General features: G+C 71.7%; 25 protein-coding genes and 1 other RNA gene. 17 read left to right on the forward strand and 9 right to left on the reverse strand.

Features of this window, described 5'->3' with window-relative positions:
• Positions 1 to 441: type II toxin-antitoxin system PemK/MazF family toxin (locus tag AB0J39_RS21255; protein WP_363467270.1), on the forward strand; the 441-nt coding region annotated here is incomplete at its 5' end.
• Between the two features lie 40 nt (positions 442 to 481).
• Here the strand turns inward: AB0J39_RS21255 and AB0J39_RS21260 are convergent.
• Positions 482 to 1,231: a TetR/AcrR family transcriptional regulator C-terminal domain-containing protein gene (locus AB0J39_RS21260; protein WP_363467272.1), complete on the reverse strand. Its 750-nt coding sequence runs from the start codon at positions 1,229 to 1,231 to the stop codon at positions 482 to 484.
• 116 nt (positions 1,232 to 1,347) lie between these two features.
• Between AB0J39_RS21260 and atpB the strand changes: the two genes are divergently transcribed.
• The 9 genes from atpB to AB0J39_RS21305 all read left to right on the forward strand — a co-directional run bounded on the left by atpB (position 1,348) and on the right by AB0J39_RS21305 (position 7,968).
• A complete protein-coding gene (gene atpB, locus AB0J39_RS21265) occupies positions 1,348 to 2,136 on the forward strand; it encodes a F0F1 ATP synthase subunit A (RefSeq protein WP_363467275.1) in 789 nt (262 codons plus the stop codon).
• 77 nt (positions 2,137 to 2,213) lie between these two features.
• Positions 2,214 to 2,498, forward strand: a complete 285-nt coding sequence (locus AB0J39_RS21270; RefSeq protein WP_363467277.1) for a YiaA/YiaB family inner membrane protein — start codon at positions 2,214 to 2,216, stop codon at positions 2,496 to 2,498.
• A 40-nt stretch (positions 2,499 to 2,538) separates the two neighbouring features.
• Positions 2,539 to 3,114 (forward strand): hypothetical protein, encoded by a 576-nt coding sequence (locus AB0J39_RS21275; RefSeq protein WP_363467279.1) that lies wholly within the window; start codon positions 2,539 to 2,541, stop codon positions 3,112 to 3,114.
• Positions 3,069 to 3,278, forward strand: coding sequence for a hypothetical protein (locus tag AB0J39_RS21280; RefSeq protein WP_363467282.1), 210 nt, complete (start codon positions 3,069 to 3,071; stop codon positions 3,276 to 3,278). The genes AB0J39_RS21275 and AB0J39_RS21280 overlap by 46 nt, the downstream gene beginning before the upstream one ends.
• Entirely contained in the window at positions 3,226 to 3,945 is a 720-nt protein-coding gene (locus AB0J39_RS21285) for a hypothetical protein (protein WP_363467284.1), read from the forward strand. The genes AB0J39_RS21280 and AB0J39_RS21285 overlap by 53 nt, the downstream gene beginning before the upstream one ends.
• Positions 3,946 to 4,133: 188 nt before the next feature.
• Complete coding sequence (locus tag AB0J39_RS21290; RefSeq protein WP_363467287.1) at positions 4,134 to 5,081, forward strand: LysR family transcriptional regulator; 948 nt, start codon at positions 4,134 to 4,136, stop codon at positions 5,079 to 5,081.
• A gap of 114 nt (positions 5,082 to 5,195) precedes the next feature.
• A complete protein-coding gene (locus AB0J39_RS21295) occupies positions 5,196 to 5,606 on the forward strand; it encodes a hypothetical protein (RefSeq protein WP_363467290.1) in 411 nt (136 codons plus the stop codon).
• Positions 5,603 to 6,754 (forward strand): hypothetical protein, encoded by a 1,152-nt coding sequence (locus tag AB0J39_RS21300; protein ID WP_363467293.1) that lies wholly within the window; start codon positions 5,603 to 5,605, stop codon positions 6,752 to 6,754. Before AB0J39_RS21295 ends, AB0J39_RS21300 begins: the two co-directional genes overlap by 4 nt.
• A 26-nt stretch (positions 6,755 to 6,780) precedes the next feature.
• Positions 6,781 to 7,968 carry a hypothetical protein gene (locus tag AB0J39_RS21305; RefSeq protein WP_363467296.1) on the forward strand — a complete coding sequence of 396 codons (1,188 nt, stop codon included), beginning with the start codon at positions 6,781 to 6,783 and terminating at the stop codon, positions 7,966 to 7,968.
• Between the two features lie 96 nt (positions 7,969 to 8,064).
• Here the strand turns inward: AB0J39_RS21305 and AB0J39_RS21310 are convergent, their stop codons facing one another.
• On the reverse strand, positions 8,065 to 8,823 hold the full coding sequence (locus tag AB0J39_RS21310; protein ID WP_363467298.1) for an ATP-binding protein: 759 nt from the start codon (positions 8,821 to 8,823) through the stop codon (positions 8,065 to 8,067).
• Positions 8,824 to 8,978: 155 nt separating this feature from the next.
• The gene (locus tag AB0J39_RS21315) at positions 8,979 to 10,202 is read right to left on the reverse strand and encodes a saccharopine dehydrogenase C-terminal domain-containing protein (RefSeq protein WP_363467300.1); all 1,224 of its coding nucleotides are present in this window, start codon (positions 10,200 to 10,202) and stop codon (positions 8,979 to 8,981) included.
• Positions 10,203 to 10,315: 113 nt separating this feature from the next.
• Between AB0J39_RS21315 and AB0J39_RS21320 the strand changes: the two genes are divergently transcribed.
• Positions 10,316 to 11,029 (forward strand): TetR/AcrR family transcriptional regulator, encoded by a 714-nt coding sequence (locus AB0J39_RS21320; protein ID WP_363467303.1) that lies wholly within the window; start codon positions 10,316 to 10,318, stop codon positions 11,027 to 11,029.
• A 44-nt stretch (positions 11,030 to 11,073) separates the two neighbouring features.
• Here AB0J39_RS21320 and AB0J39_RS21325 read toward each other — a convergent pair whose 3' ends face one another.
• Positions 11,074 to 11,787 (reverse strand): VOC family protein, encoded by a 714-nt coding sequence (locus tag AB0J39_RS21325; protein WP_363467306.1) that lies wholly within the window; start codon positions 11,785 to 11,787, stop codon positions 11,074 to 11,076.
• Between the two features lie 1,453 nt (positions 11,788 to 13,240).
• Between AB0J39_RS21325 and AB0J39_RS21330 the strand changes: the two genes are divergently transcribed.
• Together AB0J39_RS21330 and AB0J39_RS21335 are read left to right on the forward strand one after the other, a co-directional pair.
• Positions 13,241 to 13,468, forward strand: coding sequence for a hypothetical protein (locus tag AB0J39_RS21330; protein ID WP_363467308.1), 228 nt, complete (start codon positions 13,241 to 13,243; stop codon positions 13,466 to 13,468).
• Positions 13,469 to 13,792: 324 nt separating this feature from the next.
• Entirely contained in the window at positions 13,793 to 14,044 is a 252-nt protein-coding gene (locus tag AB0J39_RS21335) for a hypothetical protein (protein WP_363467311.1), read from the forward strand.
• Here the strand turns inward: AB0J39_RS21335 and AB0J39_RS21340 are convergent.
• Both AB0J39_RS21340 and rnpB read right to left on the reverse strand, forming a co-directional pair.
• Positions 14,041 to 14,286, reverse strand: coding sequence for a hypothetical protein (locus tag AB0J39_RS21340; protein ID WP_363467314.1), 246 nt, complete (start codon positions 14,284 to 14,286; stop codon positions 14,041 to 14,043). The genes AB0J39_RS21335 and AB0J39_RS21340 overlap by 4 nt on opposite strands.
• Before the next feature lie 313 nt (positions 14,287 to 14,599).
• Positions 14,600 to 14,989: RNase P RNA component class A (gene rnpB / locus AB0J39_RS21345), an RNA gene on the reverse strand.
• Positions 14,990 to 15,182: 193 nt separating this feature from the next.
• Between rnpB and AB0J39_RS21350 the strand changes: the two genes are divergently transcribed.
• From AB0J39_RS21350 to AB0J39_RS21365, 4 genes are all read left to right on the forward strand, one after another.
• Entirely contained in the window at positions 15,183 to 16,103 is a 921-nt protein-coding gene (locus tag AB0J39_RS21350; RefSeq protein WP_363467316.1) for an ATP-binding cassette domain-containing protein, read from the forward strand.
• Positions 16,100 to 16,873: a hypothetical protein gene (locus AB0J39_RS21355; protein ID WP_363467318.1), complete on the forward strand. Its 774-nt coding sequence runs from the start codon at positions 16,100 to 16,102 to the stop codon at positions 16,871 to 16,873. Before AB0J39_RS21350 ends, AB0J39_RS21355 begins: the two co-directional genes overlap by 4 nt.
• 73 nt (positions 16,874 to 16,946) lie before the next feature.
• Entirely contained in the window at positions 16,947 to 17,657 is a 711-nt protein-coding gene (locus AB0J39_RS21360; RefSeq protein WP_363467321.1) for a response regulator transcription factor, read from the forward strand.
• Positions 17,658 to 17,746: 89 nt separating this feature from the next.
• Positions 17,747 to 19,330, forward strand: coding sequence for a HAMP domain-containing sensor histidine kinase (locus tag AB0J39_RS21365; protein WP_363467324.1), 1,584 nt, complete (start codon positions 17,747 to 17,749; stop codon positions 19,328 to 19,330).
• On the opposite strand, the gene AB0J39_RS21370 is transcribed toward AB0J39_RS21365, so the two are convergent.
• The 3 genes from AB0J39_RS21370 to AB0J39_RS21380 all read right to left on the reverse strand — a co-directional run bounded on the left by AB0J39_RS21370 (position 19,317) and on the right by AB0J39_RS21380 (position 22,867).
• A complete protein-coding gene (locus tag AB0J39_RS21370) occupies positions 19,317 to 20,519 on the reverse strand; it encodes an erythromycin esterase family protein (RefSeq protein ID WP_363467325.1) in 1,203 nt (400 codons plus the stop codon). The genes AB0J39_RS21365 and AB0J39_RS21370 overlap by 14 nt on opposite strands.
• A 207-nt stretch (positions 20,520 to 20,726) precedes the next feature.
• Positions 20,727 to 22,130 (reverse strand): bifunctional RNase H/acid phosphatase, encoded by a 1,404-nt coding sequence (locus tag AB0J39_RS21375; protein WP_363467327.1) that lies wholly within the window; start codon positions 22,128 to 22,130, stop codon positions 20,727 to 20,729.
• Positions 22,127 to 22,867, reverse strand: a complete 741-nt coding sequence (locus tag AB0J39_RS21380; RefSeq protein WP_363467329.1) for a C4-type zinc ribbon domain-containing protein — start codon at positions 22,865 to 22,867, stop codon at positions 22,127 to 22,129. Before AB0J39_RS21380 ends, AB0J39_RS21375 begins: the two co-directional genes overlap by 4 nt.
• Between the last annotated feature and the right edge of the window lie 6 nt (positions 22,868 to 22,873).

A 22,873-nucleotide genomic window follows, 5' to 3' on the forward strand; every position in this document is an offset into this window, starting at 1 on the left:
GGGAGCGGCACCGGCCCCGGCACGAGGCGCGGCTCCGCCGGCCACGCCTCCGGGACCGGTGGCGGCCGCCGGGCGACGGGCGGCGACGCGGGCGGACGCGGGGGTGCGGCCACGCAGGCCGGACCGCGTCCCGGTGAGATCTGGTGGGCCGACGTGCCCTACGAGGACGGGCCGGGCCACAAGGTGCGCCCGTGCGTGGTGCTCAGGACCCACCGGGGCGGCGCCGAGGTCCTGAAGATCACGAGCCAGGACCGCAGCGACCGCGACGACCACGTCGAGATCCCCACCCGTACCTGGGATCCCGACGCCGACCACAACAGCTTCCTCGACCTCACCGGGCCGGTCCGCGTCCCCGTCGCCGACTTCCAGGACAGGGCGGGCACGCTCGACGCGCGTGTCTGGCGGCAGGTCTGCCGCCTCCACGAGATCACCCCGAACTGACCCCACCCCATGCCACCCCGGCCCGCACCGGTGCGTGCCGTCAGCGCGGTGACGCGGGCCCTTCCGTGTCGCCGCGCGGCGGCAGACCCGCGGCGATTCCGTCGAGCAGCCGGTCCAGGCCGTAGGCGAAGCGGTCGTCGGCTCCGGTGTACCGCCGCCCGCCCTCCTTCGTCATCCGTTCCAGCATGGGGTAGTTCCCCGTCGCGATGAGCGACTGGATGTAGGACAGGTGCTGCGCCAGCCGCTGCGCCAGCGTGAGCCCCGACCGCCGGAGCGCCTCACCTTCGGCCAGCTCGCTCTGTATGTAGCCGTTCACGTACGCGAAGACCGCGCCGACGAGGGTCAGCATCTCGTCGACGCTCAGGCCGAGGCCGTCGAGCATGCCGAGGGCGGTCTCCGTGAGGCGCGCGCTGTTCGGGCCGACCTGCGGCCGCCCGGCCGCCAGCGGCGCGAGCCACGGGTGGCGGAGCATGGTGCGCCGGGCCTGCCAGGCGAGCAGGCGCAGCCCCTCGGCCCAGTCGTCCGGCGGATCCTGATCCTCCGGCAGGTACTCCCGAACCACGGTGTCGAGCATGAGGTCGAGCACCTCGTCCTTGCCCGTCACGTAGCGGTACAGGGACATCGTGCCCGCCCCGAGATCGGCGGCCAGCCGCCGCATGGAGATGGCCTCCAGTCCCTCGGCGTCGGCGATCCTGATCGCGGCCTCCGCGAGAGCGGCACGGCTGAAGCTCGGCCGCGGCCCCCGCGCCGGGCGCTCGGGTCGCATCCACAGGTTCTCGTGGCCCGTCATGTTTCATCGCCCCAGGTCGTCGCGCTATTGCGTACACCGTACCGGGTAGGTAGGCTCGCACCACAAAAGTGAGTACGTCGTACTCAGTTTTCGGCCGCCCGTCGAGGGGACTCCCCATGCCCGCAATCCTCGCCATGGACGACTTCACGGCTCCTGGCCTCGAGCTGTTCGACTTTCCGCCGCTCTGGCCCGGCGCGCCGTACTGGCTGACCAAGCCCGTGGTGCTGGCCGTGGTCGGCGTGGTCCTGCTGTGCGCGCTCGCGTGGGGCGCCTTCGCGCGGCCGTCGCTCGTCCCCCGCGGCCTGCAGCACTTCGGCGAGTACGGCTACCTGTTCGTGCGCGACCAGGTGGCCCGGCCCTTCCTCGGCGGGGACGCCGAACGCTGGATGCCGTTCCTGCTCAGCCTCTTCTCGGTGATCCTGCTGTGGAACCTGTTGGGCGTGATCCCGGGAGTGCAGTTCCCGGTGAACTCCCACATCGCATTTCCGGTGGTGTTCGCCCTGGTCGTGTATGTGATCAAGCTCTACCTCGGCTTCCGGCACCACGGGGTGGGCGGATACCTCAAGAGCCTGATGTTCCCGCCCGGCCTGCCGAAGCCGGTCGCGCTGGTCCTGTACGCGCCGCTCGAACTGCTCTACACGTTCGTCACCTCGCCGTTCACGCACGCCATACGGCTGTTCGCGAACATGTTCGCGGGGCATCTGCTGCTGGCGTTCTTCAGCGCGGTGGGATTCTGGTTCCTCGTCGAGCACCCCACGGTGCCCGGGGTCCCGGTGGGTCTGCTCAGCGTGGCCATGGCCGTCGTGATGACCGCCCTGGAGATATTCATCCAGTTCCTGCAGGCGCTCCTGTTCACCATGCTGGCGGCCATGTACATCGGCAACGCTTTGCATCCGGACCACTGAGCCGGGGATTCGTACTCACCGGTAACTGAGTAGGGACGCTCATGTCCCGGCAGGCGTACGCACGGATCATGACATCCATGACGAAACCGGTGAGACCCTCAACAACGACGGCCTTCTATGCCCAGGCCGTCATCTCATTCGCGATCTCCCTCGTGGGCCTGGCGGCCGGCATCCTCTACCTTCCGGTCACGGCCTGGGTGCGCTCCTTTCTCGCCCTCGGGCTGATGTACGTGGTGACCTCCACGTTCACGCTGGCCAAATGCGTACGGGACCGGCAGGAGGAGTCGACCGTCGTCAGCCGGGTGGACCAGGCCCGGCTCGACAAACTCCTCGCCGAGCACGACCCCTTCCGGACCGACTGACAGGACCGCTCGACCAGGCGGCGGCACAGGCTGGACCTTCATGGGCCTCGGCGAGGCGAAGCGGGTGGAGCACACGGGGAACCGTCCCGGCCGGCTCGTCGCCGAGCCCACGGAGGCGCAGCCACCTCGGCACGAACGGGACGTCGTCACCGATAGGGGAACCATGACCGAGGCAGGCAGGGGCACGAGGCGGAGCCTGTTCTTCCGGCGCGCCTTCACCACGGCCGCGACCGCCGCCGCGTTCGCCCCGCTGGTCATGTCCGGCCAGGCGAGCGCGGCGCCGGTGGACAGGACCGCGACCGCACCCACCGGTGCGGGGAACCCGCGCCGCATCACCCTCTACGAGGTGACCAGCGACGGCACGCGCATGAACGACAGCGTGGTGGAGCCGGGAGGCCGGCGCATCTACGTCTGGCGCACCCACGCGCAGGGCCGCCGCACCGGCGGGACCATCGAGCCCGGCAGCGCGGGCTACTGGCACTACCACGACCACGTGGTGGGCTCCGACCATGGCACGGGAGGCATCAAGAAGGGCCTCTACGGGCCGCTGGTGGTCCGGCGAAGGGCGACGTGCTGCCGGACAAGACGTTCACCGTCGTCTTCAACGACGTGCTGATCAACAACCGCAAGGGGGAAGGGCCGCACTTCCTCGCCAAGATCGGCGAGCGGGTGGAGTTCATCGTGATCACCCACGGGAGCCGGGCGGCAAGGTCAGTAGCCTGCGGCCATGAACAGCGACATGGACGAGCGTGGGCGATCGGCTCTCGCCGCCACACCTGAGGCGGGTCTCGACTACTACCTGATCACTGCCGGGACGGACGCGGAGGGAGTCGTCGTCGAGGAGTTCGCCCTGGCCGGCGACTTCAGGACCATCGGCCTGGACACCGCCGGGTGGACCGCGACCGACGGCGTGTGGTGGAGTTCGGCGGCCTTCGGGCGCGCGATGCGCGAGGATCCCGGCCTGCGCGCCCGCGCGCGGGCGGTGAGCCGCCCCGAGGCCGAGGCGGCGTACCACGCTCTCGGCGGGGGCGAGCTGCCCGGTGAGGCGTGGCTGCGGGCGATGTTCCACGACCACCTGCCTCTGCCGGACTCGCCTCCCCTGCGCCTCAGTCCGCCGCAGGTGCCGGAGGGGTTCCACGACACGCGGGTCTACCGCCTGCTGTTCGCCGGCGAGCCCAGCCTTCCCCGCCTCGCGGAGGTGGTCACGCTCGCGACGGAGGCCGGCGACCCGCGGACCCGGGTCGTCGGCACGGGTGCGCTGCGCACCGCCTCGGACGTCTTCACCTGGAACGTACGCCGGATCGGGCCCGGCGCCGCCTGCTCCGTCGACCTCACCGCCCATCTGGGAACCGCGTCCGGCGAGGCCCTCGGGCCGCTGTTGCGGCGGTTGACGACGGTCATGCGTCACGCGGGCCCCGTCCCCGTGACCGTCGAGCGCTTCTCCTGACCGCGCAGGCCGTACGGCACCTCGGCCGTCACCTCGGCCGTCACCTCGGCCGTCACCTCGGCCGGATCGTCGCCCGACTCCGTTCCACGACCGTCCGGCGACTATCTGTAACGTCAGGGCGCGTCGCCACGACATCCGGATGAGCGTCCACGTCGGGGGCCTCCCGACTCGGCCACGGGGACGGACACATGGAACTGCGCCATTTCCGGTATTTCGTGGCAGTCGCCGAATACGGCGGCTTCACCCGGGCCGCCGCCCGCCTGCACGTGTCGCAGCCGACGCTCAGCCAGCAGATCCGGGACCTGGAACGCCACGTGGGCACCCCACTGCTGGTCCGGGGCCCGTCCGGGACCCGGCTCACCCCCGCCGGGGCCGCCTTTTACGACCGGATTCGCGGCGTGCTGCACGCCGTGGACGAGGCGGCCTCGACCGCCCGATACGTGGGCGGCCTGCGGGAGGGCACGCTGCGGGTGGGCGTGGCGCTGCCGATGCCGCGTGAGATCCACCTCACCGTGCTCACCGCGTTCGCCGAGGCCTATGCGGAGGTGGCGGTGAGCCTCCGGCAGCTCGGCCTGGTCGACTTCGACCGGCCGCTGATCCACGGCGAGATCGACGTGGCGCTGATGTTCATGCCGGTGGACCAGGAACGCCTCGCATGGGAGCCGGTGCTCACCGAACCGCGGGGGCTCGCCGTGTCCACCGGGCACGACCTGTGGGACGTGGACGCCGTCCACTTCACGGACGTGCTCGGCCAGACCTTCGCCCCGGTGCACGCCGAGGTCCCGGCCCGCGCGGTGCGCTGGTGGACCATGGACGAGCAGCGCAACGACGAGCCGCCCCGATACCGCGGCGCGCCCAGCGCCACCTCCGAGGAAGTGCTGCTCAGCGTGCGACTGAACCGGGTGGTGTGCCCGGGCCCGTACAACTTCAGGGACACCGCGCTGCCGACCGGCCTGCGGATGATCGAGCTCACCGGCCTGCCGCCGGCGACGGTCGTCGCGGCCCGCCGGCGTGAGGACCGGGGTGGACTCGCCGAGGCGTTCTGCTCGCTCGCGGCCCGGACCGTCCGCGGGCTGGCCCGCTCCGCCCCGGGTGTGGTGCCCGCCTCCTGCGAACTAGGCGACCTGCGGGCATAGCCGTCGCCTATGCCCCATAGGCAGGCCGCCTTCGACTTCGCCGCCACCCCGGCCGATCCTGACTCATGAGCCAGGGCTCGAAAGGCCCGTCGATCAGACTCGTCCAGGAGTGCAATGGATGCGCTTGCGCTGGCCGCCGCCACCGCATTGGTAAGTGTGCTGGCGACCGAGGGATGGCGGGACGGCCGCAGGGCCGTCGTCGCGCTGTGGCGGCGCGCCCGTCCGGAGCAGGCGCCGGCGGTCGAGGCCGATCTCGCGGAGGCCCGTACGGAACTGCTGGCCGCCCGGGAAGCGGGCGACGAGCAGGCCGAACAGGCCCTGGTGGTGGAGTGGCGGCAACGCCTGCACCGGCTGGCGGCCGCCGACCCCGAGGCCGCCCGGGAGCTGCGCCGGATCGTCGACGACGAGCTCACCCCGCTGCTGCCCCCGGACGGACGGCGGATCACCGTCACCCAGAACGCCACGGTCACCGGGTTCGGCCGGGTCAACCAGGCGGGCCGCGACATCCGGATCGGCCGGGAGTGAGCCAGGAGACCGACACCGGCCCTGACGAGGTGCGGCAGGAGGCGCGTGTCTTCGGTCTGGGCTGGATCCTCCAGGCCGGCCGCGACCTGATCATCCATCTGGCCGTCGACTTCAAGCCTCTGGTCCTCGCCGTCGCCGCGGCCGCTCTCATCGGCGGCGGGGGCTGGGCGACGGTGAACTGGCTGATCCCCGCCCTGTCCCCCACGTACAAGACCCAGTTCCTCATCGACACCAGCGCGGACGCCACCGACATCGCCGGGGCGCTGCGGGCCGCCGTGGGCAACTCCGGAGACGACGACGCGCTGGGCCTGCGCGGCTTCGGCGGCGAGTGCGGCCGGGACGGCAACACCACCCGGCTGGTGGACTTCGGCACCGGCAACCGGAGCCAGATCACCGACGCGGCGGGCCGGGTGTCCACGGGCGGCAGGCCGACGATGGTGAAGGGCATCGTCGAGGCGGCCGGCGACTTCTCCGGGTTCTGGCCGCTGCGCGCCACCCAGGTCAACCGGGTCATCGTCGTCACACGTCACGGCGCGGACGCCTGCGACGCCGAGTACGCCGAGGACGAGATCCGGCAGCGCATCGCCTCGGCCGGCCTGAAGATCCAGTTCCGGCTGGTCGGGCATCAGGTGCCGGAGGACCAGCGGGACCGGCTCAGCCGGATCGCCTCGGCCGCCGGCGCGCCGGAGCCCGTCTTCACCGAGACCTCGGAACAACTGCGGGCGGCACTCGACTGGCTCACCAACACCGAACCGGTGCGGGCGAACGCCTACGAGGTGATCCGCGTCCTCGACCCCACCGCGAAACGGGTCGACGCCGCGGTGAACGCGATCGGCGCGGGCCGGCTCGACGTGGCCGAGCGCGAGCTCGACCGGGCCGGGACGGGCGACGCCGACGCGCAACTCAAGGTGCTCGCCGACCGGGCGAGAACCCCCGCCACCCGGGATATCCACCGCAGGGCCATCGGCCTGCGCGACCTGCAGAAGGAGCTCGTCCCCGCCGCCAGGGACCTGCTCGACGCGGCCCGGTCGAGGACCGCCGCGCCCACGCGCTACAACGCCATCGCCGACCGCTACAACGACGAGGTGGACGCCATGAACAGGGCACTCGCCGCGCTCCGGCTCACCCTGCCGAAGGCCCCGCGGTGACCGGGCCGCGCAGGAGGGGCCGGCGCGTGGTGGCGTCGCTGCTCACCGTCGCCCTTGTGGTCGCGGGCGCGGGCGCCTACGTCTGGCTCGTACTGGTTCCCGACTACCGCACAACGTTCCTGGTGGACGCCTCAGCCGGCCCGGCCGGCCGGTTCGGCGCGATCGCCGCCGCCGTGGGCTCCGCGGCCCACAACTCCGGAGACGGCGACGCGCTCTCGGTGCGCCGGTTCGGCGGCACCTGCGGCGCCACCGACACCACCGCCGAGGTCGTGCCCGCCGGCCGGGGCCAGGGCGACCGGATCGCCGCCGCGGCGCGCGCCCTCACCCCGTCCGGCGCGGCGACCCTGGGCGACGGCGTCCTCGCGGCGATCGGCGACTTCTCCGGGCTGTATCCCTTCCGCGGCAAGAAGGTCAACCGGATCGTCGTGGTGACCGGCCACGGCGAGGACGCCTGCGCCCAGGACCAGGCCGCGCTGCGGAAGACCATCCGGGACAGGATCGCCGCCGCCGGGCTGACCCTGGAGTTCCGGTTCGTCGGCTACAAGGTGCCGAAGGGCCGGCAGGACGGCCTGCGGCAACTCGCCGCCACCACAGGGGCGCCCGAACCCCGGTTCGCCACGTCGGCCGAGGATCTCACCGCGGTGCTGCACAAGCTGACCGTCCCCGGCCCCGACGGTGCCAGCCACGTGACGGTTCCGGGTGACACTCCGGCCCCCGAACCGAGCGAGGAGAGGAAGCAGTACGACTTCTTCGTCCTGATGCTCACCGGGTGGGGTGTGAAGGTGTCCGGCGCTCCGGTGAGCTGCGCCGCGAAGACCAAAGAGATCTCCACGGACAAACAGCGGTGCCGGTTCAAGCTGGCCGAGGGGCAGCGGATCCGGCTCACCGCAACGATTCAGGGCCCCGACCCCGACCCGCTGCGGGCCGAGAACAATCCCTACTATCGGCCGATGAAGACCCCTTACTGGTATGGCTGCGACGAGGGGCCGAGATCGCGGACCTGCACCGTGACCATGGACGCCGAGCGCGTGTCGAAGCCGGTCGACACCTCCGCGGAGACCCCCACCACGTCCCGGCTGGCCTGCGTGGCCACCGAGGACCTGGCGGCGCCCGGGGGCGGTATGGTCACCTGCGCGGCACTCACCGGCGCGCCGCCGCCCCCGATGCCGAGGATCACCTATGCCGACGGCTCCGTGGACGCTCCGCCGGGCTGAGGCCCCAGAGCCGGACGGCTCGTGCTCACCGGGTGCGGGCCCGGCCGGCCGACGTCCTCGTCCTCGGGGGTGCGGGTGCTCGGCGAGAACCGCCGGTCAGGCCAGGGGCAGCCGGACGACGAAGGCCGCGCCGCCGGCCGGCGACCGCTCGACGTGCACCTGGCCCCCGTGGCCGTATGCGATGTTCCGCACGATCGCCAGGCCGAGGCCGGTTCCGCCGCGGTCGCGGGAGCGGGCGGCGTCGAGACGGGTGAAGCGGTCGAAGATCCGCTCACGGTCCTCCTCCCCGATCCCGTCTCCGTCGTCGGCGACGACGAGCTCCGCGGTGCCGGCCGCACGCTGGACCTGGACGAGCACGCGGGTCTTGGCGTGTCTCTGCGCGTTGTCGAGCAGTTCGGAGAGCATCCGCCGCAGCCGGGCTTCCAGGCCGGGGACCATGACCCCGGGGTCGGCCCGCACCTTGACGTCGAGCCTGTCGGTACGCTGGGCCAGCTCGCTCTGCACGAGCTGTCCGAGGTCCAGCAGGGCCGGCTCAGCCGGCTGCGCGGCCGCCTGGAGCCGGGCCAGCAGGTACAGATCGTCGACCAGCGCCTGCAGCCGCCCCACATCGTTGAGCGCCCGTTCGAGCAGGTCGTCCACATCGATGTCGGCGGGATGCAGCCGAGCCTCCTCCAGCTGTGCCCGCAGCCCCGCGATCGGGGTGCGCAGCTCGTGGGACACGTCGGCCTCGAATCGCCGCTGCCAATCGATGGCCCGATACAGCTTGCCGCACATGCTGTCGATGCCGTGCTTCACGCTGCGCTCCAGCTCATCGAGATCGCCGAGGCAGTCACGTAGGTGGTGGAGGGATGTCACGTCTGCGAAGTTCCCTGCCCCACCCGCGACGATTCCCAGCAGAATCTAAAATCGCACGCCGGACGCTCGTCGTACGGGGGCCGAGGGCTCTCGCCGGCGAGGTGAAGCCGGTGGACAGGCCGAGAGCCTCCACCGCGGCCCCGCTGCCCGAACGGTCACTGCTCGCGCATGCCCCAGGCAGAGCCGTGCTCTGTGAGCAGGTCGAGGAAGGGCCGGGGCGGCAGGGCCTCCGGCCCCAGGACGCCGGCGCCGGACCAGACGCCGGTGGCCATCAGTTCGAGGGCCACGACCGGGTTGACGGCGGTCTGCCACACCACCGCCTGCGAGCCGTACTCGCGCATGGACCACTCGTTGTCGACCACGTGATACAGGTAGACCTCGCGCGGACCGCCGTTCCCGGTGCCCTTGACCCAGGTGCCCGCGCATGTCTTGCCGCGCATGCGATCCCCGAGGGTCGCCGGGTCGGGCAGGCACGCCGCGACCACGTCACGCGGGGAGACCTCGACGGTGGTGCCCCCCTCGGCGACGACCTGGACCGGTTCGGTGCGGTCAAGACCCAGCAGGTGCAGGGTCCGCAGCGTGTCGATGAACTCCGCGCCCAGCCCGTACTTGAAGGTCACCCGCTCGGCGTCGACCCAGCGCGGCACGAGCAGGACCTCCTCGTGCTCCACGTTGACGCACTCGACCGGGCCGATGCCCTCGGGGAAGTCGAACACCTCCGGCTCGCTGAAGGGAGGGGTGGTGAACCAGCCCCGGCCCGCCTCGTACACGACCGGGGGGTTGAGACACTCCTCGATCGTGGTCCAGATGCTGAAGGACGGCGCGAAGTCGTACCCGTCGACCGTGAGGTTGGCGCCGTCGCGGATGCCGATCTCCTCGATGTGGTCGAAGAGCTCGTCGGCGGCGTACCGGGCGAAGACGTCCGACAGCCCCGGCTCCACCCCCATGCCGACCAGTGCGAGCCTGCCCGCCTTCTCCCACTCGGCGGCCATCTCGAACTGGGCGTCCCCCAGCTTGACCCCGCACACCTCGTGCGGGCGCTCCGGATCGGGCCGCGACAGGGACATCGCCATGTCCAGGTAGTGCGCTCCGGCCGACAGCGCGGCCCGGAACAGCGGCATCACGAACCGCGGGTCGGTGGCGTTGAGCAGGACGTCGCAGCGGTGCTCGGCCAGCAGCGCCGCCACCGCGGCCTCGTCGCTCGCGTCCACCCGCCGGGCGCTGAAGCGCGCGCCCTCCTCCCCGAGTGCGGCGACCGCCGCCTCCGCGCGGGACAGGTCGTAGTCGGTTACGACCATGTGGTCGAAGAAGGACCGGCGGGCCGCGATCCGGGTGATCGCCGTACCCACCCCACCGGCGCCGACGAGCAGAACACGCATGACAAAACTCTCCCTTTCCAGGACAAAACGCCTTGGTATGCCCGATCCAACGGCACCGTCACTGGTAACGTCAATGGTGTTGGCATAAGCCGTCAGGCGGACAGGAGGAAGGCGTGCCCAAGCCCGTGATCCCGGAACCGGCGCGCAGACGGCGCCGCCCCACGAAGAACGGGGTGGTCCTCTCGGAGGATCTCATCGTGCGGACCGCGCTGCGCATGCTGCGCGAACACGGCTCCGCCGGATTGACCGTGCGGCGGCTCGGCATCGCCCTGGGCGCCGACCCCAGCACGCTCTACCGCTACTTCGCCGGGATCGACGACCTGACCCTGGCCATCGGCGACATGCTCATCGGGCGTGCCATGGCCGGCTGGCGCGCCACCGGCGACTGGCGCGCCGACCTACGCGAACTGGGCCTGCTCATCCACGCCGCCTACCTCGAACATCCCCAGGCCGCGGTGCTGACCGCCAGCCGCATCAGCGGCAAGTCGCACGAGATCGCGGCCGACGAGGCGATCCTCGGGCTACTGCGGGGCGCCGGGTTCCCCGACCGTGAGGCGGTCCGCGTCTACCACACCTTCATCGACATGACGCTGGCCTTCGCCGCGCTGGACGCGGCCTCCCTCGCACTGCCGGAACAGGCACGCAGGGCGGACGAGGAGATCTGGCAGGCGACCTACGCCCGCCTGCCCGCGGCCACCCACCCCAACATCGCGGCGGTCGCACCTCTGCTGATCGCCGACATGAACGACAGCGCCTACCCCGCCGCCCTGGACATGCTGCTCGACAGCGCCCTGTCACGCCTCAACGCCGGCTCCGGACACTCCTGATCGTGGGCTTCTCGTGCCGATGCCGGACAGCCGGGCCGTTCGCGCTATCGCGGGGGCAGAACGCAGAACTCGTTGCCGTCGGGGTCGGCCATGACCACCCAGCCGACCTCGCCCTGACCGATGTCGACGCGCTTCGCCCCGAGGGAGACGAGGCGGTCGACCTCCGCTTGCTGATCACCGCCGGCGGGTGGAGCGATGTCGAAATGCAGCCGGTTCTTCCCGGGCTTCGGCATCAGCGGCGGACCACCCCAGGTGATCTTCGGGCCGCCGTGCGGCGAGCGGATCGCGGTCTCCTGGTCCTGGTCCCAGACCAGCGGCCAGCCCAGCGCCTCGCTCCAGAAATACCCGACCTCCTGCGAACCGTCGCAGGAGACCGCCCCGATGAATCCGCAGTCGGCGAGGAACTTGTTGTCCGGCCCGATGACGCAGAACTCGTTGCCTTCGGGGTCCGCGAGCACGACGTGATCGTCCTCCGGGCTCTGCCCGACGTCGATGTGCCGGCCGCCGAGTTCGAGCGCCCTCGCCACCGTCCGCTGCTGGTCTTCGAGGGACGTGCTCGTCAGGTCGAAGTGGGCGCGGTTCTGGCCGGACTTCGGCTCCCGCGTCGGTAGGAATCGGATCCGGAACCCGGTGTCGTCGTTCGGCAGGAGCGCGATGTCGTCCTCGGCCGTCTCCCAGCCCAGGACACCGGCCCAGAAGCCCGCGAGACCGAGCGGGTCGTGCGCGTCGAAGCAGAGCGCGACGGGGTGACAGGTCATGCCGCTTCGCACCTCCGATCTGAACGGCAGGGCACGCCCTCCGCGCCCGCAGAGAGGATCAACGCTAGGCGCTCCTGCCCTCGCCGCGCGAAGCATTTTCGGCCGGGCGTTCCTCGCCCCGTACGCGTTCCCGGTCGCCGTTCACGGCTGGACGTCGCTCACCCGGCCGACGTCGCGTGCCGGGTCACCAGGAGTGCCGGGCGAGTGGTCCACCGTCTGCCGGTGGCCTGGGTAGGCCGGTCGCTGCTCGGGATGCCCGGGCCGCCACCGGTCAGGATGTGAGCCGGGGTGGGGAGGCCGGCGATCGGAGCGGGGCGCCGAGGACGCGGGCACGCAGTCGTACTGCGGGCACGGGGTGGTGAAGCACTGCTTGGGCGAGGGCACACAGACGCGGCCCGGGCCGCAGTCGACCGCCGCACACGGCGATCCGGGACTACACGCACCCGACTCCTGCCCGGCCGGCGTGACGGCGATGGCCGCCCGCGCCGAGAGAACTCCCGGCACCTCGTCCGCCCAGGCCATGGCGGTCGGCGACGCGGCTACGGCAACGCCCACTATCAGGATCAGTTTTCGGAGCATGTCTTCCCCCGGCTGTGGTGATCGCTTCTACCCCTCGCGATGCTCGCACCGGCCGTGCCCGCTGACGGCAAAACGCCTCTCAGCAAGTCGCATGGCTTGCCGAAGTCCAGACGACCGGCGCTGCCGCACTGGGAGCACCCGGGGCACGCGTGCCGCTGTACGGCGGTGAGGTCAAGTCGACCGGGATCAAGCTACCTGAGAGAACGCCTGCGTCCGTTGTCTCGCTTGCAGCGTTTTCGCAGCGACGCGGCCCCGCAGTGCCCCGGACCGCTACAGACGATCGGCGGGTGGCTCAAGTCTCAGATAGCGGCCCCAGATCCGGGCTTTGCGATAAGGGTCACACCCATCGCTATCTGCCTGCGGCTCATCGAACATGACCCAGTATTCCAATTCACCTGGGTGAGCGTGCGCATGCTGAACCGGCTCGGGCGCGCCCATGTCGTCGATTGTTCCCAGGAACTCCTCCTGCCACGGCCCGCCCCTGACCGAGTCGCGTAGGACCATGACCCGGCTTCCAGGGGGCAACGCACCGGCCGGCCATGACTGGCTCAGGGGACGGCCGAGAATTCGCTCGACAGCTTCTCGGTCTCGCGTCTTGACCGCGTCAGAGTTGGGATCGAAGGGCACGTGGCTCATCCTGCCGGACGTGACGCGATCACACGGCGTAGATCTGATCGGTCCTGCCGGCTGACCTGCGTGGCTGCTCCGATCGCGCGTTCAGCAGGCCTCTCAGTGCTGAAGTTCTCATCGTTTCGCGTTGCTTTTGGTGACGCTGCTGTTCCGGCTGCTATATCGCTCTCCCCGGTACCGTCAAGCCGGCAAGGGCGAAAGCGCCCCTTCACCAGCTGATCCCGCTTGCCCTAACATCACTCGAATGAGCGCCCGCCAAATTTTCTTGACCCTTGGCACATTCACTCTCCTTTTGGGCGTGCTCGCGTCCCTCGAGGTTCACCGAGACATCGGCATCCCTGTCACGCTGGCTGTATCGGGAGCCGGCTGGATGCTCGCCGCCGTCGCCATGGCGATCACGGAACGCCGTGATCGACAACCGCAACCCTCTACGGAGGCGCTCCAATTCAGGGACGACGACCACGAGGAGTGAAGGCCACCACCCATGGCCGGGCGAGGGTGTCCCGCCGCGCTAGGTGCGCCCCGAGGAGGAGCGATCGGAGAGGCGCCCCAGCTCAGAGGGGCGAAAGGTGGACGAGCCGACCTGTAGGCCGGGTTCTAATTTCGCACGCTACCTACCTGCGGCGAATCGCTCCGCACCACAAGCTACCTGCGAAAACGCTTCCGTTCGTTGTCATCGCTTGCCAGCGTTTTCGGAGCGCGTGCGCCCCCAAAGTGCCCCGGCTGCACTGCGGTAGCGGCGACCCGCTCCCGGTCACTGTAGGTATCACCGGGAGAGATCATCGGGTATAGGCAGATGCAGTGTCCCGAGGAAGGCGCCGGTCTTCACCTCCACGAAGATCTCCGCATCATCAAGGTCGTCAACGTCTTCGTCCTCGGCCTCGTCGATCTCCGCTGGGTCAATGTCCTCGGCAAGGTAAGCAGCAAGTTGGCGCTCTTTCGCCTTGCGCTCGGCGTCGTTGGTAACGCCGTGTACCTGCCCCCACAGTTCGCCAGTCCTGCCGTTTCGAGTGCCGGGTCGGTAGGCGCTGAGGCGTTCGAATCCTAGAAGTAGGTACGCGGGGTAAGACCCAGATAAGCGACGCCAGAGCCCGGCCCTGCCGGCCGATAGACCACAGTCGTGATGTCGCTGTCATGAATACTGACCATGAGCCAGGGCTCGGCGAAATCCGGATGTTGATCGGCCTCGTGCTCCAGCCAGCGGCTTCCGTCATATAGATAGGTGCCGAAGAACCCCATCAGATCGTCCCCCTCCAGCTTGATGGCACAGTCACGGCCAAGACCGATCATTATCTCGTAGGTCCTTGAAGGCCCTGCTATCCGCCCTGACAGGCGTGGCGGGGCTGGTTACAAGTCGTAGATCTGATCTGTCCTGACGGCTGACCTGCGGGGAGTGCCCAGCTCATACGCTGAGCTGGACTTTCAACGTTTGCCGCTTCTCATCGCTTCGCGCTGCTTGGCGCTACCTGCCCGAGGACGTGGGCAGCCTCCGAGCGGGCTCGTACGGCCCTCGATTCGGCGTTCCGTTCCGCGCTCGATGTGCCCCCGATGTGCCCCGAGCAGGAGTGATCCGGAAGTCGGCCCAGCTCAGAGGGGCGGAAGGTGGACGAGCCGGCCTGTAGGCCGGGTTCTGTGGCCAGCCACGAGGGCTGACCGGCGGCCATCCATCTAGGACCGCCGTTGCCGGCGGCCTCAAGCGGTCCACCCGCGCGGCTCGGGCGGGCAGCCCTCGAACGTCGCGCGCGGGACGTTCCGGAGAACGTCCCTTCTTGACCTTGCTCCGGGTGGGGTTTACCGAGCCGCCCACGTCACCGTGGGCGCTGGTGGTCTCTTACACCACCGTTTCACCCTTACCCCCGCGAAGGGGCGGTCTGTTTTCTGTGGCACTGTCCCGCGGGTCGCCCCGGGTCGGCGTTACCGACCACCCTGCCCTGTGGAGCCCGGACCTTCCTCGGCAGGACCGAAGTCCTGACGCGGCCGCCCGGCCGGCTCGTCCACCGTGAGGGTAAGCCTAGCGGCTCCCGAATCATTCCCCGGCCCGGCCGGCGGTCATGTGAAGACTCTCTGAGTTCGCCCGCGAAACGAAGACGTGAGGCGGCACCGGCGCAGGTCGCGGGCGGGCCGCTCACAGAACTCGCACAGAACCTCTCAGCGGCCACGCAGACCGGTGGGCGAGTCTGCGTCCCATGATTGAGTTGCGGCAGCTGACCAAGAGGTACGGCGAGGTCGCCGTCGTGGACGGCCTCAGCTTCGACGTACGGCCGGGCGTCGTCACCGGCTTCCTCGGACCGAACGGCGCGGGCAAGACGAGCACGATGCGGATGATCCTCGGGCTCGACAGGCCGACGAGCGGGAGCGCGATGATCGGGGGGCGGCGCTATGCCGACCTGCGCGTACCCCTGCGGGAGGTGGGGGCACTGCTCGACGCGCACGCCGTGCACCCGCGCAGGACCGCGATCGACCACCTGCTCTCCCTGGCGTACGGCAACGGCATCGGACGGCGCCGGGTCGAGGAGGTGCTCGGGCTCGTCGGCCTGGCCGACGTGGCGGGCCGTCGCCCCGGCGGGTTCTCCCTGGGCATGAAGCAGCGGCTCGGCATCGCGGTGGCGCTGCTCGGCGACCCGCCGGTGGTGCTGCTCGACGAACCCGTCAACGGGCTGGACCCCGAGGGCATCCGATGGATCCGCACGCTGACGCGGAGCCTGGCCGCCGAGGGCCGGACCGTCCTGCTGTCCAGCCACCTGATGAGCGAGATGGCCCTCACGGCCGACCACCTCGTGGTCATCGGCCGCGGGCGGCTGATCGCCGACACCGGGTTGGAGGCCTTCGTCCGCTCGGCCGCGCGGCAGGCGGTGCTCGTGCGCACTCCCGACGGGCCGCGGCTCGCCACCCTGCTCCGGCAGGCCGGCGCCGTCGTCCGGCCCGCCGCCGGGGGCGGCCTGACGGTGACCGGGCTGTCCGGCGCCGAGATCGGTGGGCTCGCCGCCGCCCACGGAATCGTCCTGCACGAACTCACGCCGTGGCGGGCTTCCCTGGAGGAGGCCTACCTGGAGCTCACCGGCGACAGCGTCGAGTTCGCCGCGAGTCCCGCCGGAGCCGTCTCATGACCGCGTACGGCGTGCTGCGCGCGGAGTGGGTGAAGTTCCGCAGCATCCGGGCCATGCTCGGCTGCCTGGCCGGGGCCATGGTCGCGGCCGGGGCGTACGGCTACCTGTTCGGCATGGCCGCCGCACGCGACTACCTCGCCGCACCGGCCGCGGACCGGGCGGCCTTCGACCCCACGGAGACGGCCTTCCGCGCTCTCGTGCTGGTGGGAGTGCTCGTCAGCGCGGCCGGCGCGCTGACCGTGACCTCCGAGTACGCCGCGGGGACGATGCCGGTCAGCGTCACCGCCGTGCCCAGACGCGGGCTCCTCCTCGCCGGCAAGGGGGCCGTCGTCGCGCTGGCCGCGTTCCTCGTCGGCCCGCCGCTGGCGCTCCTGTCGTTGACGCTCAGCCAGGCGGCGCTCGCGGCGCGGGGCGTGCCGAGCGTGGGGCCCGGTGATCCCGGAGTGCCCTGGGCGCTGCTGGGCGCGGGCCTGTTCACGGGCCTGGTCGGCCTGTACGGCATGGCGCTCGGGTTCCTGCTGCGCAGGTCGGCGGGGGCCGTCTCGCTGGGGACGTTCCTGCTGATCCTTCCCGGCATGGCGGGCCTGTTCCCGGAGGCGGTGGCCAGGTGGATCGTCACCTGGTGGCCGAGCGCGGCGGGCGCGCGGCTCTTCGCGGTCCATCCCGGCACGGAGGGGCTCGCGCCGCTCGCGGGCGCCGCCGTGCTCGCCGCCACCGTGCTCGGCCTGCTCGGCGCCGCCGCCGCCGTCTTCCACCGGCGGGACGCCTGAGGCGACGGGCCCTGTACGCCCGGCTTAGCAGCGCGTACCTATTCTTCCGCTGATCGGCGAAGGGAGGCCGGAGGTGGACGGGCGGCACCTGCTGGTGGTCGACGACGAGCCCGTGGTGCGGGAACTGCTGGCGGCCACGCTCCGCTTCGCGGGCTACGAGGTGACCTCGGCCGCGACCGGGTCGCAGGCCCTGGAGACCGCGCGGGGCACGCCGCCCGACCTCGTGCTCCTCGACGTCATGCTGCCCGACATGGACGGCTTCGAGGTCATGCGCCGTCTCCGGACGCTCCCCCGCCCGCTGTCCGGCGCAAGTCCGGGTCAGGTGCCCGTGCTGTTCCTGACCGCGCGCGACACCACGCAGGACAAGATCAACGGACTGCGGCTGGGTGGCGACGACTACGTGACCAAGCCCTTCGACCTGGAGGAACTGCTGGCGCGGATCGAGGCAGTGCTCAGGCGGGCCGGAGCCGCCCCCGAGGACCGCACGCTGCGGGTCGCCGACCTCGAATTGGATCCGGAGGGGCATCAGGTGATCCGGGCGGGCACGCCCGTGCGGTTGTCGCCGACCGAGTTCCGCCTGCTGCACTACCTGGTGCTCAACGCCGGAAGAGTGGTGTCCAAGGCGCAGATCCTGGAGCACGTCTGGCGGTACGACTTCGCCGGAGACTCCAGCATCGTGGACACGTACGTGAGCTACGTGCGCCGGAAGATCGACAGGACCGGGCCCAAGCTGATCCACACGATGCACGGCATCGGGTACGTGCTGCGCGGGCCACGCCCATGACGGCCCGCACGAGGCGTCCGTCGCCGCGCTCACGTGGCCTGTCGCCATGGCGGAACCCGTCGCCGCGTTCGGGGAGCCTGTCGCCGCGCTTGGGGAGCCTGTCGCTGCGTGGACGGCTGCTGCTCACCACCATGGCCCTGCTCACGGCCGGCCTCGCCGTCAGCGGCGCGGTCGCGGTCGCCACCCTGCGGGCCCACCTCATCGAACGCGTGGACCGGCAGCTCGCGCCGATGGCGACGGTCCTGTCGCGGATTCCCGCCCGGCTGACCGCCGTACCGTCCGCCGTACCGTCCGCGCCGCAGACCGCTCCGCTGCCGGGCGCCCTGTCCGGAATGGACCTGATCGACCAGGTGTACGTCGCCTACCTGCGCGCGGACGGCGCCGTCGAGCAGGAGGGCGGTCCCTGGCTGCAGGACCGGCCGCGGGACGGGCTGCCGGATCGGGGCCCGGCGCTCCCCCGGCTCGACAGCGGCGAAGTCGAGCGGCTGGGCGGGCGGCCGTTCGACGTGACCGGCCCCGAAGGCGGCAAGTGGCGCGTCGTGGCCGTCCCGCGGCCCGCCACCGCGACGACGCCGGCGGCGGCATCCGGCAGCATCGTCGTGGCGGCGTCGCTCGGCGGGGTGCGGTCCACCGTCGGCCGCCTGACGACGGTCTGCGCGGTGACCGCGGCGGCGCTGGTGACGTCGCTCGCCGTCATCGGGTGGTTCGCCGTACGGCGGGGGCTGCGGCCGCTGCGGCGGATCGAGGAGACCGCCGCGGCCATCGCCGGGGGCGACCTGTCCCGGCGCGTCCCCACGCTGGCCGCGCCCCGGACCGAGGTCGGCCGGCTGGCGGCCGCCCTGAACGCCATGCTCGGCCAGCTGGAGACGGCCTTCGCCGAGCGGGAGCGGGCGCAGGTCCGGATGCGCCGCTTCGTCGCCGACGTCAGCCACGAGCTACGCACCCCGCTTTTCGGCATCAAGGGGTTCGCCGAACTGCACCGGATGGGCGGGCTGCCCGACGCCGACCTCACCCTCGACCGTATCGAGAGCGAGGCGGCCCGCCTGGTCCGGCTCGTGGAGGACCTGCTCCTGCTCGCCCGCCTCGACGAAGGCGAGGACGCCCTGCCCATGGACCTCGCGCCCATGGACCTGCGGACGCTCGCCGCCGACGCCCACCACGACCTGCGCGCGCTGGACCCCGGACGGGAGGTGACGCTCACCGGACCGGACGGCGGGCCGCCGGGCGCGGCGCCGGTTCACGGCGACGAGGCGCGGCTGCGTCAGGTGGTCTCCAACCTCGTGGGCAACGCCGTCGCCCACACTCCGCCGGGCACGCCGGTGCGGATCGGCGTCGGCACGGCCGGCGGAGACGGGGTCCTCGTGATCGCCGACGAGGGGCCGGGGATGTCCGCGGAGGAGGCCGCCCGGGTGTTCGACCGCTTCTACCGGGTGGACGGCTCACGCAGCCGCACCGGCGGCGGGGGCGCGGGGCTGGGGCTGGCCATCGTCCGGTCGATCGTCGCCGCGCACGGGGGCCGGGTGGAGCTGCGGACACGGCCCGGCGCCGGAGCGGCCTTCCGCGTCGTGCTGCCCGGCGTCGTGCCGCCCGGCGTCGTCCCGCCCGGTGCCGCCCTGCCCGATGCCGCGCCGGATCCCGTCACCCGTACGGGCGGGCGCTCTAGCCGCGGCTGACGTCCTTCACGAACACCATGGCGTCGTAGCCGGGCAGGTGGGCCGGGTCCAGCGGGGCGTAGCCGAACCAGGGGGACACGCGGAGGGCGGGCGGCGCGTCGCCGAGGGCGGCCGCCAGCCGGCGGACGTCCACGGCGTAGCGCTCCTCCGGGAGTGCGTACAGGAGCCCTTCGAGCGTGTCCGCCGGCGGGGTGTCCACCCCCCGATGCCGGATCGTGCCGAGGGCCATGGCCAGGAAGGCGTACCCCTCGCCCAGGTGCGCGTCCGCGATGGCGCCGGAGCTCCACCACTCGAACGGCACCTCGCCCATCCGCATCGTGCTCTTGTCCCGCTGGAGATGGCTGTTGTGGGCGTACACCAGCGCCGGGCCCCGCTCCGCGACGGCGAGGAGGTTCGCGGCGATCATCGAGCTGCGCAGGCCCAGCAGCCGCGGCATGCGGCCCGGTGAACTGTCGGCCATCCAGTAGTGGTAGCGCAGCAGGCCGGTGGCGGCGCGCCCGTACAGGCGCGCCCGGTCCCACTCGTCCGGTGTGGACGTCGCGAGCAGGCGCGGCGTCTCCGCGTCGAGCAGCGCCACGAGATCGTCGGCGAACAGCCGCAGCTCTCCGGCCTCGGCCGACCGTCCCACGGACCGGGACGGATCCATCATCGTGGCGGGATCGGCCCAGCGGTCGTCGGCGCCGAGCAGGCGGTCGAGTGTCTCGGCATCGCAGGGGAGCAGGTCCGCGTCCACGCGGGCCGCGAGGTAGCCGTGGAGAGCGGTGAGGGCCTGCCGGGGGCTCGCGGCGTGGCTTATCTCCAGCGGGCCGTCGAGACCGGCGAAGCGGAGCCGCTCGGCCGCGGGCCGGCCCTCGTTGTACGCGCGCATCCAGCGCACGAGCTCGCGGTTGGCCGAGAACGCGCCCCACCCGTGGCTGACGCCGCGCTGCATCACCTCGTCGAGGGCGCCTGTGCCCGAGGTGACGTAGTCGTCCACGACCAGGCCCATCAGGCAGTCGCTCTCGAGCGCGATCGTCCGGTAGCCCTCCTGTTCGACGAGCTGCCGGAACAGCTCGTTGCGCAGGTCCAGCAGCTCGTTGTCGCCGTGGGTGGGCTCGCCCAGGGCGAGCACCCGCGGCCGGGCAGGGAGCAGCCTCGTGACGGAGGCGGCGTCGACGGCGTGGACGGTGTCCTTGATGTCGATTGCCATACCTTCAACGGTATCGTTGAACTATCGGGTGAAGACTTTTCTCCGTAGTCACCAGAGACAGAGGGAGAAACCCTCAAACCACGAGTTCAATCGGACCGGCAGGCGCACGGACCGGGTTGGGGTACGGGGACATGAGGGCCTGACGCCGGGGTGCGCGGCAGCACGCCGCCCCGCCACGGCCGTCACGTCTCCCCGAGGAGGGAGACGTCAGGAGAGGTGCGCGGTGTCGTTCAGCGCGCGCACGACGGCGGGCCCGTCGGCGTAGTAGTCGATCACCGACAGGCAGGCCAGGTCGAGATGCATCCGGTAGAGGGACTCGGGCGGCGCGCCCAGCGCGAAGCGGACGAGCATCTTGATCGGGGTCACGTGGGAGACCACGACGACGCTGCGGCCCTCGTGGGCCTTCACGATGCGCTCCCTGGCCTGCTCGACCCGCCGCGCGGTCGCCGCGAAGCTCTCCCCGCCGGGCGGGGCGACGTCCGGGTCGGCCAGCCAGGCCGCCAACTCCCGGGGCCAGCGCTGCTGGATCTCGGCGAACGTGTGCCCCTCCCACGCGCCGAAGTCGGTCTCCCGGAGATCGTCGTCGACCAGCACCGTGAGGCCGGTCCCGGCGGCCACCGCCTCCGCCGTCTGCCGGGCGCGGGTGAGCGGGGAGGTGACGATCACCTCGACCTCGTACGGCTGACGCGACAGGCGCAGGGCCGCGGCCTCGGCCTGGGCGAGTCCGGTGGCGGTGAGCGACGGGTCGCCGAGCCCGGAGAACCGCTTCTCCACCGACAGCGGCGTCTGTCCGTGCCGGAGCAGGAGCAGGGACGTGGCGACGCGCGTGGCCCGGGGCATCCATCCGTGCCCGCGCCGGTCATGGGAGGTGGCGGTCCCGGCCGCCGCGTCCCCAGCCCTGCCGGCGGTCCCCGCGTCCGCCGACGCGCGTCCGCCGTCGGTCTCCGCACCCGCCGCCGCACGTCCATCGGCGGTCCTCACGCCCGTCGCGCCGGACGCCCCCGTACGCCCATCGGCGGCGGCCGGAGCCGGGACGCCGGGAGCAGAGGCGCCGGACGCGGGAATCCCGCCGGCCTCGTCGAACAGCGTGGGCGCGTCGGTGTTGGGCGGCTCGGCGCCGGGCTCGACGGCCGGAGCGGCCGCCGGTGCGGAGGTGATCTCGCTCGCCTGCCACGTCTCCCCCCGGGCGGCGGCGTCCATCGCCTCGTTGGCGAGCCGGTCGGCGTGGCTGTTGCGCTCGCGCGGAATCCACGTCCAGGTGACGCGGAAGCGCCGGGCCAGGCCCGCCGCCTCCAGGGCGAGCGGCCGCAGGCCCTCGTGCTTGACCTTCCAGCGGCCGGCCATCTGCTCGATGACCAGCTTGGAATCCATCCGCACCTCGACCCGCCCGCCCTCTGCGCCGAGTGCGAGCAGTGCCCGGAGCCCGGCGATGAGCCCGCGATATTCGGCCACGTTGTTGGTCGCGGTGCCGATCGACTCGGCGGCCTCGGCGAGCACCCGCCCGGCGTCGTCCTTGACCACCGCGCCGTACCCGGCCGGGCCGGGGTTGCCCCGCGACCCGCCGTCGGCCTCGACGACGTAACCCCCCGTCGCGCCCATCGCCGCCGTCACAGCCCCGACTCGGCCGTACGCACCAGGATCCGGCGGCACTCCTCGCAGCGGACCACCTCGTCGTGCGCGGCGGCCCGGATGCGGTTGAGGTCGGCGATCGACAGGCTCGTGCGGCAGCCGAGGCACCGGCCGCCGTGCAGCATGGCGGCGCCGACGCCGCTCTGCTCGCGCATCTTCTCGTACAGCGCGAGCACGTCGGCCGGAACGTCGGCGGTGATCGCGGACCGGCCACCGGTCAGCTCGCCGAGCTCCTTGTCGATCTCCGCGAAGGCCGCGTCGCGGCGGTCCTCGGCGGCGCGCAGCGTGCCGGTCACCTCGTCCCGCTCCGACTTGAGCGTGGCGACCCCGGCGTCGGCCGCCTCCCGGCGTTCCATGATCTCCAGCACGACCTCCTCCAGGTCCGACTGCCTGCGCCGCAGCGAGACGATCTCGGACTGGAGGCTCGCCAGGTCCTTCGGGGAGGAGACCTGCCCGGAGTCGAGGCGCTTGGTGTCCCGGTCCACCCGCACGCGTACGGCGTCGACGTCGGACTCGGCCTTGGCCTGGTCCCGGGCGAGGTCGCCGGCCTCGGTCTCGGCGGCGATGATCTGCGTCGAGACCCGGGCCAGCCTCTTGGACAGCTCGTCGATCTCGGCGAGCTCGGGCAGGCTGCGGCGGCGGTGCCGCAACCGGTCGAGACCCGTGTCGAGCTCCGCGAGATCGAGCAGACGCTTCTGTGCTTCCGGTGCGGCCTTCATCCCAAA

Source organism: Microbispora sp. NPDC049633, from assembly GCF_040675265.1.
Lineage (GTDB): Bacteria > Actinomycetota > Actinomycetes > Streptosporangiales > Streptosporangiaceae > Microbispora > Microbispora maris.